At 65.1% G+C, this 5,779-nt stretch carries 7 protein-coding genes; 3 read left to right on the top strand and 4 right to left on the bottom strand.

Translation table 11 applies throughout. The annotated features are described in order from the left end of the window. Positions 1-109: 109 nt before the first annotated feature. Both Q8R73_RS01320 and Q8R73_RS01315 read right to left on the bottom strand, forming a co-directional pair. Positions 110-517, bottom strand: a complete 408-nt coding sequence (locus tag Q8R73_RS01320) for a cupin domain-containing protein (RefSeq protein WP_305717748.1) — start codon at positions 515-517, stop codon at positions 110-112. 40 nt (positions 518-557) lie between these two features. After that, a complete protein-coding gene (locus Q8R73_RS01315) occupies positions 558-1,256 on the bottom strand; it encodes a ribonuclease activity regulator RraA (RefSeq protein ID WP_305717747.1) in 699 nt (232 codons plus the stop codon). A 224-nt stretch (positions 1,257-1,480) separates the two neighbouring features. On the opposite strand from Q8R73_RS01315, the gene pxpB reads away from it, so the two are divergent. The 3 genes from pxpB to Q8R73_RS01300 are packed head-to-tail and all read left to right on the top strand — an operon-like array spanning position 1,481 to position 4,020. Then, on the top strand, positions 1,481-2,212 hold the full coding sequence (gene pxpB, locus Q8R73_RS01310; RefSeq protein WP_305717746.1) for a 5-oxoprolinase subunit PxpB: 732 nt from the start codon (positions 1,481-1,483) through the stop codon (positions 2,210-2,212). Next, on the top strand, positions 2,209-3,234 hold the full coding sequence (locus Q8R73_RS01305) for a biotin-dependent carboxyltransferase family protein (RefSeq protein WP_305717745.1): 1,026 nt from the start codon (positions 2,209-2,211) through the stop codon (positions 3,232-3,234). The genes pxpB and Q8R73_RS01305 overlap by 4 nt, the downstream gene beginning before the upstream one ends. A gap of 18 nt (positions 3,235-3,252) precedes the next feature. Then, entirely contained in the window at positions 3,253-4,020 is a 768-nt protein-coding gene (locus Q8R73_RS01300) for a LamB/YcsF family protein (RefSeq protein WP_305717744.1), read from the top strand. Between the two features lie 95 nt (positions 4,021-4,115). Here Q8R73_RS01300 and Q8R73_RS01295 read toward each other — a convergent pair whose 3' ends face one another. After that, the gene (locus Q8R73_RS01295) at positions 4,116-4,268 is read right to left on the bottom strand and encodes a hypothetical protein (RefSeq protein ID WP_305717743.1); all 153 of its coding nucleotides are present in this window, start codon (positions 4,266-4,268) and stop codon (positions 4,116-4,118) included. A gap of 179 nt (positions 4,269-4,447) precedes the next feature. Next, the coding region (locus Q8R73_RS01290; RefSeq protein WP_305717742.1) for a sulfite reductase subunit alpha at positions 4,448-5,779 on the bottom strand (1,332 nt) is incomplete at its 5' end.

Raw genomic sequence — 5,779 nt, 5'->3', positions numbered from 1 at the left:
CTCAACCCCTTTGGCGAGCGATTTGCCATCGGTTTTCCTTCACTGTCGCCCAGGTGAAGTCCGCTAGAGCCTGTACCCCCGGAATGCGCAGGGCGCATCAGGCACGCCATCATCCGCCCACCTCCGCCGAATATTCCTCGTCGGTCACCGGCTCCATCCAGTTGACGAAACTTCCGTCCAGCGCCTCCTGCATCGCGACGTGGGTCATGCCATTGGTTGGCGAGGCGCCATGCCAGTGCTTTTCGCCCGCGGGAATCCACACCACGTCGCCCGGCCGTATTTCATGGATAGGGCCGCCCTTGGTTTGGACCCGGCCGACGCCGGAGAGGACATAGAGCGTCTGTCCCAGTGGATGGGTATGCCAATTGGTTCGCGCGCCCGGCTCGAAGGCAACGCGGTTCGACGCAATCCGCGCCGGGGCCTCGGCAACGATGATCGGATCCTGCCAGACCGTGCCGACAAACGAATCCTGCGGCGCACGGCGTGTCGGCCGCGATCCCGCGAGATGGATATCCATGGAGTCCTCCTTGGTGATCGACGCTCTCATCGCGCCGTGATTATTTCTTCGAGGCGGCGTAGCGCGCCTTGGTCTCGGCGTTCATGGGATAGAGGCCCGGCAACACCGCCCCCGCATTGACCTGATCCACGATCCAGGCCTCCATCCGCTCCTGCTCGGCGCCCTCGGCCAGAATGAGGTCGAGGAATGCCGCCGGGATCACCACGGCGCCGTCTTGATCGGCGACGATGATGTCATTCGGGAAGATCGCGACACCGCCGCAGCCGATCGGCTCGCCCCAGCCTACGAATGTCAGCCCGGCGACCGAGGGCGGCGCGGCATAACCGTCGCACCACACCGGCAGCCCGGTGCCGAGCACGCCCTCGAGGTCGCGCACTACGCCATCAGTCACCAGCGCCGCCACGCCTCGCTTGGCCATGCGGGCGCACAGGATGTCGCCAAAGATGCCGGCGTCGGTGACGCCCATGGCATCGACCACGGCGATGCACCCTTCCGGCATGGCTTCGATCGCGGTCCGGGTCGAGATTGGCGACGACCAGGATTCCGGCGTCGCCAGGTCCTCCCGCGCCGGCACGAAACGCAGGGTAAAGGCCGGTCCGACCAGCCGGTTCTGTCCCGGTCGCAGCGGCCGTGAGCCCCGCATCCAGACGTTTCGCAGGCCCTTCTTGAGCAGAACCGTGGTGATGGTGGCGGTCGACACGCGCGACAGGGTCGCGATCGCTTCAGGGGTCAGGGACATCGAAAAACCGGCTCCGGTCGGGATGGATGGGCGGCGCATCTTGCGGGGCACGGCCATCGCGTCAAGGGGCGTTGGCGAAGGGACTGCCTCGCGCGGCGCAATCATCACCTCGTTTCACGGATATGCAGATCAATTTATTGAACTTGCAGGCTGATTTGCGCGAAGCGAGTTCCACTCCGGCGCAAGACGCGCTACAGCATGATATCCACCGAAGAGATGAGGCCATGTCCGCGACGCTCCCCCCGCCCCGCCTTTTGCCCAGTGGCGACAGCGCCATCACGGTGGAATTCAGCCGCAACATCGATGACGCGGCCAACCAGCGCGTGCTGGCGCTCGATCGTGTGATCGCGCGCCAGCCAATCGCCGGCGTGACCGAGACAGTGCCGACCTACCGATCCCTGCTGGTGCATTACGATCCCCTCCGGATCGGTTTCGACGCACTGAGCGAGCAACTGGTGGCGCTGGCCAAACTGCCGGTTCCGCCGGTTACGACGGCGCGGCGCTGGCGCATTCCCGTTGTCTATGGCGGCGAGCACGGCATCGACCTCGAGGACGTCGCCAGGACGCTGAACATCACGCCGGACAAGATCGTGGCGCGGCATGTCGCTGGCGACTACCGCGTCGCCATGATCGGCTTTACACCGGGATGGTCCTATCTCAGCGGCCTGGACAGTCAGTTGCACATGCCGCGGCGGCAAAATCCCCGGCTGCTGACCCCGGCCGGTACGATCTCGATCGGCGGCGTCCAGACCGGCGTGCAGTGTCTCGCCGGTCCCAGCGGCTGGCATCTGCTGGGACGCACGCCGGTCCGCACCTACCAGCTGCATCGCGAACCCACCTTCCTGCTCGAGCCCGGCGACGCCGTCACCTTTTCCGCGGTCGACGCAAAAACCTTCGCGGACCAGAACCGCGCCGCCGAAGCCGGCGAGATCGTCGCCGAAATGATTGCCGCATGACCAAACTCGTGATTTCAGCCATCGGTCCGGCGAGTTCAGTGCAGGACGGCGGACGCCACGGCGCCCAGCGCTATGGCCTGACGCCGAGCGGCGCGATGGACCGGCTCGCCCTGGCGGCGGCGAACGTTCTGGTCGGCAATTCGCCATTGGCGGCGGTGATCGAGATCGGCCCGTTCGGCGCCGCGTTCACCGCGCGCGACGGTGCGGTCCGCGTCGCCCTGGCCGGCGCCTCGCGCAATGCCGACATTTCCGGGGGCACGGTTGCGTTCAACACATCGATGACGATCCCGGACGGCGAGACGCTGACGCTCGGCTTTGCGCGTCGCGGCTCGTTCAGCTACCTCGCGATCGAGGGCGGCATTGCCGGCGAGCCGATGTTCGGCAGCCTTGCGGTCAACGCCCGCGCCGGCCTCGGCAGCCCCTATCCCCGCCCGCTGCAGGCTGGCGACGAATTGCAGACGCCGGCCGCCAGCGGCGGCCCCGAACGGCGGCTGGAACTTCCCGCCCCGACGGATGCGCCGATCCGCGTGCTTTTGGGCCCACAGGATGACGAATTCGATGACGCCGCGAAACAGGCGTTTCTGGACTCGGAGTGGCGGATATCGGCGACCAGCGACCGCATGGGCTATCGGCTCGAAGGTCCCGCGATCAAGCATCTGCACGGTCATAACATCGTCTCCGACGGCACCGTTGATGGCAGCATCCAGGTACCCGGCAATGGCGCCCCGATCGTGCTGATGCCCGACCGCGGCACCAGCGGCGGCTATCCCAAGATCGCCACCGTGATATCGGCCGATCTCGGGCGCTTCGCGCAGACGGCGGCCGGGACGCCGTTCCGTTTCAAGGCGGTCAGCATGGCGGAAGCTCAGGCGGAGTTCAGGAAATCGGCGGAACTGCTTCGTACGCTGCCCGACCGTCTCCGGCCGATCGAAAACTTTGATCTCAACATCGAAGCGCTGCAAGATGCCAACGTCGCCGGCGCCGCCGTCAGCGCCGTCGATGCCGGAACGTGGTCGCCCTAGAGAAAGCGAGCAAACAGGATGAAGTCAGTCGATCTGAATTGCGATCTCGGCGAAGGCTTTGGCGCCTGGGAAATGGGCAACGACGCCGCCATGATCGAGTTGGCCACCTCGGTCAACATCGCCTGCGGCTTCCATGCCGGCGATGCCGACATCATGCGCAGGACGGTGGATCTGGCGAAGGCTCGCGGCGTCAGCATCGGCGCGCATCCGGGCTATCGCGATCTGCACGGTTTCGGCCGGCGGCCGTTTCCCGGCATGAAAGCGTCGGAAATCGAAAACCTGGTCGCCTACCAGATCGGTGCGCTGCAAGCCATTGCGACCGCGGCCGGCCACAAGGTAACCCACGTCAAGGCGCATGGCGCGCTGTCGAATGTCGCCTGCGAGGACGACATGACCGCGAAGGCCATCGCCTCCGCCATCAGGGCGGTCGACCCCAATCTGGTGTTCGTGGTGCTCGCCAACTCGAAACTGGTGCAGGCCGGCGAAGCCGCCAATTTGCCGATGGTGCATGAGGTGTTCGCCGACCGCGCCTATGAGGACGACGGCTCGCTGGTGTCGCGGCGCAAGCCCGGTGCGGTATTGCACGACGCCGCGAAAATCGCCGAGCGCGTGACGCGCATGGTGCAGGACGGTGCGGTAGTCTCGGTCACCGGCAAGACAATCAAAATGCGCACCGATACCGTGTGCATTCATGGCGATACGCACGGCGCGGTGGATATCGCGCAAAGCATCCGTCAGGCATTGAAGGCTGCGGGTATCGAAGTGGCGCCGTTCAAGGTGAGTTGAATCGTCAGGTGGGCAAAGGCGCACTTGCGCCGTGCCCGCCATGCTTATCGTTGCGTGAGATGGTGGGCACGCTTCGCTTTGCCCACCCTACGATTTCAGAACGGATGAACCGACAGCGTGCCGAACACCACCGCCGCGATCAGCGCCAGCGAACCGTAGAGCGCGGCCATCTGAAACCCGGTGCCGGTCTGTCGCGAAAGCTGGCGCGCGTGAAGGTGCAGGCGGGCTTCCGCCGATAATTCGCGCATGGTCGATCTCCAACGCAGCATGGACCACAATGAAGGGCTGATCGCCGCGGGAAGCAAGATGATCGACAAAATAGCGATGCAGCAGCCTAAATCGCGCGTCGTCGCAGCCTAAAATTCTCCGCCGGAGATTCCGGCGAGAATATTATTCGCTGCAATTTGATGCGGATTGATCGGTTCCGTCAGTAGACGTCCTGCTGGAACCGGCCCTTCTTCTTGAGGTCGGCGACAAACAGCACCGCCTCGTCGGTCGAACGCGCGCCGAACTGGGCGACGATATCGACCAGCGCGCGCTCGACATCCTTCGCCATTCGCTTGGCGTCGCCGCAGATGTAAATGTTCGCGCCATCGGCCAGCCAGGTCCAGATTTCGCGACCGAGTTCACGCATGCGGTCCTGCACATAGAACTTCCTGTCGCCGTCGCGCGACCACGCCAGCGACAGCCGGGTCAACAGGCCGGAGGTTTTCATCGCATTCAGTTCGTCGGCATAGAAGAAATCGGATGAACTGCGCTGATGGCCGAAGAACAGCCAGTTCTTTCCCGGCGCGCCGGTCGCCTTGCGGTCGAGCAGGAAGGCGCGGAACGGTGCGATGCCGGTGCCCGGCCCGATCATGATGATCGGCACTTTCGGATCCTGCGGCAGCGCGAAGCCGTGGGCCTTCTGCACATAGACCTTGAGTTCGTCGCCGGGATTGATGCGTTCGGCGAGGAAGGTCGACGCCAGACCAAGCCGCTTGCGCCTGCCGATCACGTAGCGCACGCAGTCGACCGTGAGCGAGAGTTTGCCGGGCGTCGCATTGTGCGACGAGGAAATCGAATAGAGCCGCGGCTGCAAAGGTTCCAGCGCCTCGACGAAGGCCTCGGGATGCGGACGCACGCCTGAAAATTTCTGCAGCGCCGCCATCACGTCGAGCGTAGCGGCGTCGCCGTCGGGATCCTCGCCCTGCGCCAGCGCCCGCGCCTTCTCGCGCTGCGCGCCGCCGGTGATGTAGGAAACGAGTTCGAACAGGCTGTCCGGCGCCGGCGCCAGCGAAACATCTGATGTCAGCACCTCGCGCAACGTCTTGCCCCGGACCCTGGTGGTGTGCGAGGCGCCCAGCAGGGCGATGATCTGATCGACATGGCCGAGATCGTTGCGGGCGAAGATGCCGAAGCTGTCGCCGACGACATAATCCAGGCCGGCGCCCGAGAGGTCGAATTCGATGTGCCAGGTTTCCTTTTCGGATCCGGCCTGGTTGAGCAGGCGGCGGGACAGGAATGTCGCTGCGACCGGATTGTCGCGCGAACGGCCGGGCTCCGCCGTAACCACGGGAGTTGCCGCGGCAGGCGCTGCGGCTGACGGACCGGATGCCGGCGCCTTTTCCAGTTCCTCGTGCAGCGCCTTCAGCATCCGGGCGGTTTCCTTACCGCCAGGGACGCAGAGGTTGAGGCGCGGCTCGGCCTTGCTCGCGATCGCGTCCGAATAGTCGTGGCAATTGTAGCCGCACTGGCCGCAATCCTGTTGCGCCATCGC

Source organism: Bradyrhizobium sp. (assembly GCF_030697065.1).
In the GTDB taxonomy this organism is placed as follows: domain Bacteria; phylum Pseudomonadota; class Alphaproteobacteria; order Rhizobiales; family Xanthobacteraceae; genus Bradyrhizobium.
The sequence above is the reverse complement of the archived record's forward strand: the minus strand, read 5'-3'. Positions and strand labels throughout refer to the sequence as shown.

Bases quoted from the DNA above. Each gene is read 5' to 3' on its own strand.
- Q8R73_RS01320 (WP_305717748.1), bottom strand. From the start codon at position 517: ATGGATATCCATCTCGCGGGATCGCGGCCGACACGCCGTGCGCCGCAG.
- Q8R73_RS01315 (WP_305717747.1), bottom strand. From the start codon at position 1,256: ATGTCCCTGACCCCTGAAGCGATCGCGACCCTGTCGCGCGTGTCGACC.
- pxpB (WP_305717746.1), top strand. From the start codon at position 1,481: ATGTCCGCGACGCTCCCCCCGCCCCGCCTTTTGCCCAGTGGCGACAGC.
- Q8R73_RS01305 (WP_305717745.1), top strand. From the start codon at position 2,209: ATGACCAAACTCGTGATTTCAGCCATCGGTCCGGCGAGTTCAGTGCAG.
- Q8R73_RS01300 (WP_305717744.1), top strand. From the start codon at position 3,253: ATGAAGTCAGTCGATCTGAATTGCGATCTCGGCGAAGGCTTTGGCGCC.
- Q8R73_RS01295 (WP_305717743.1), bottom strand. From the start codon at position 4,268: ATGCGCGAATTATCGGCGGAAGCCCGCCTGCACCTTCACGCGCGCCAG.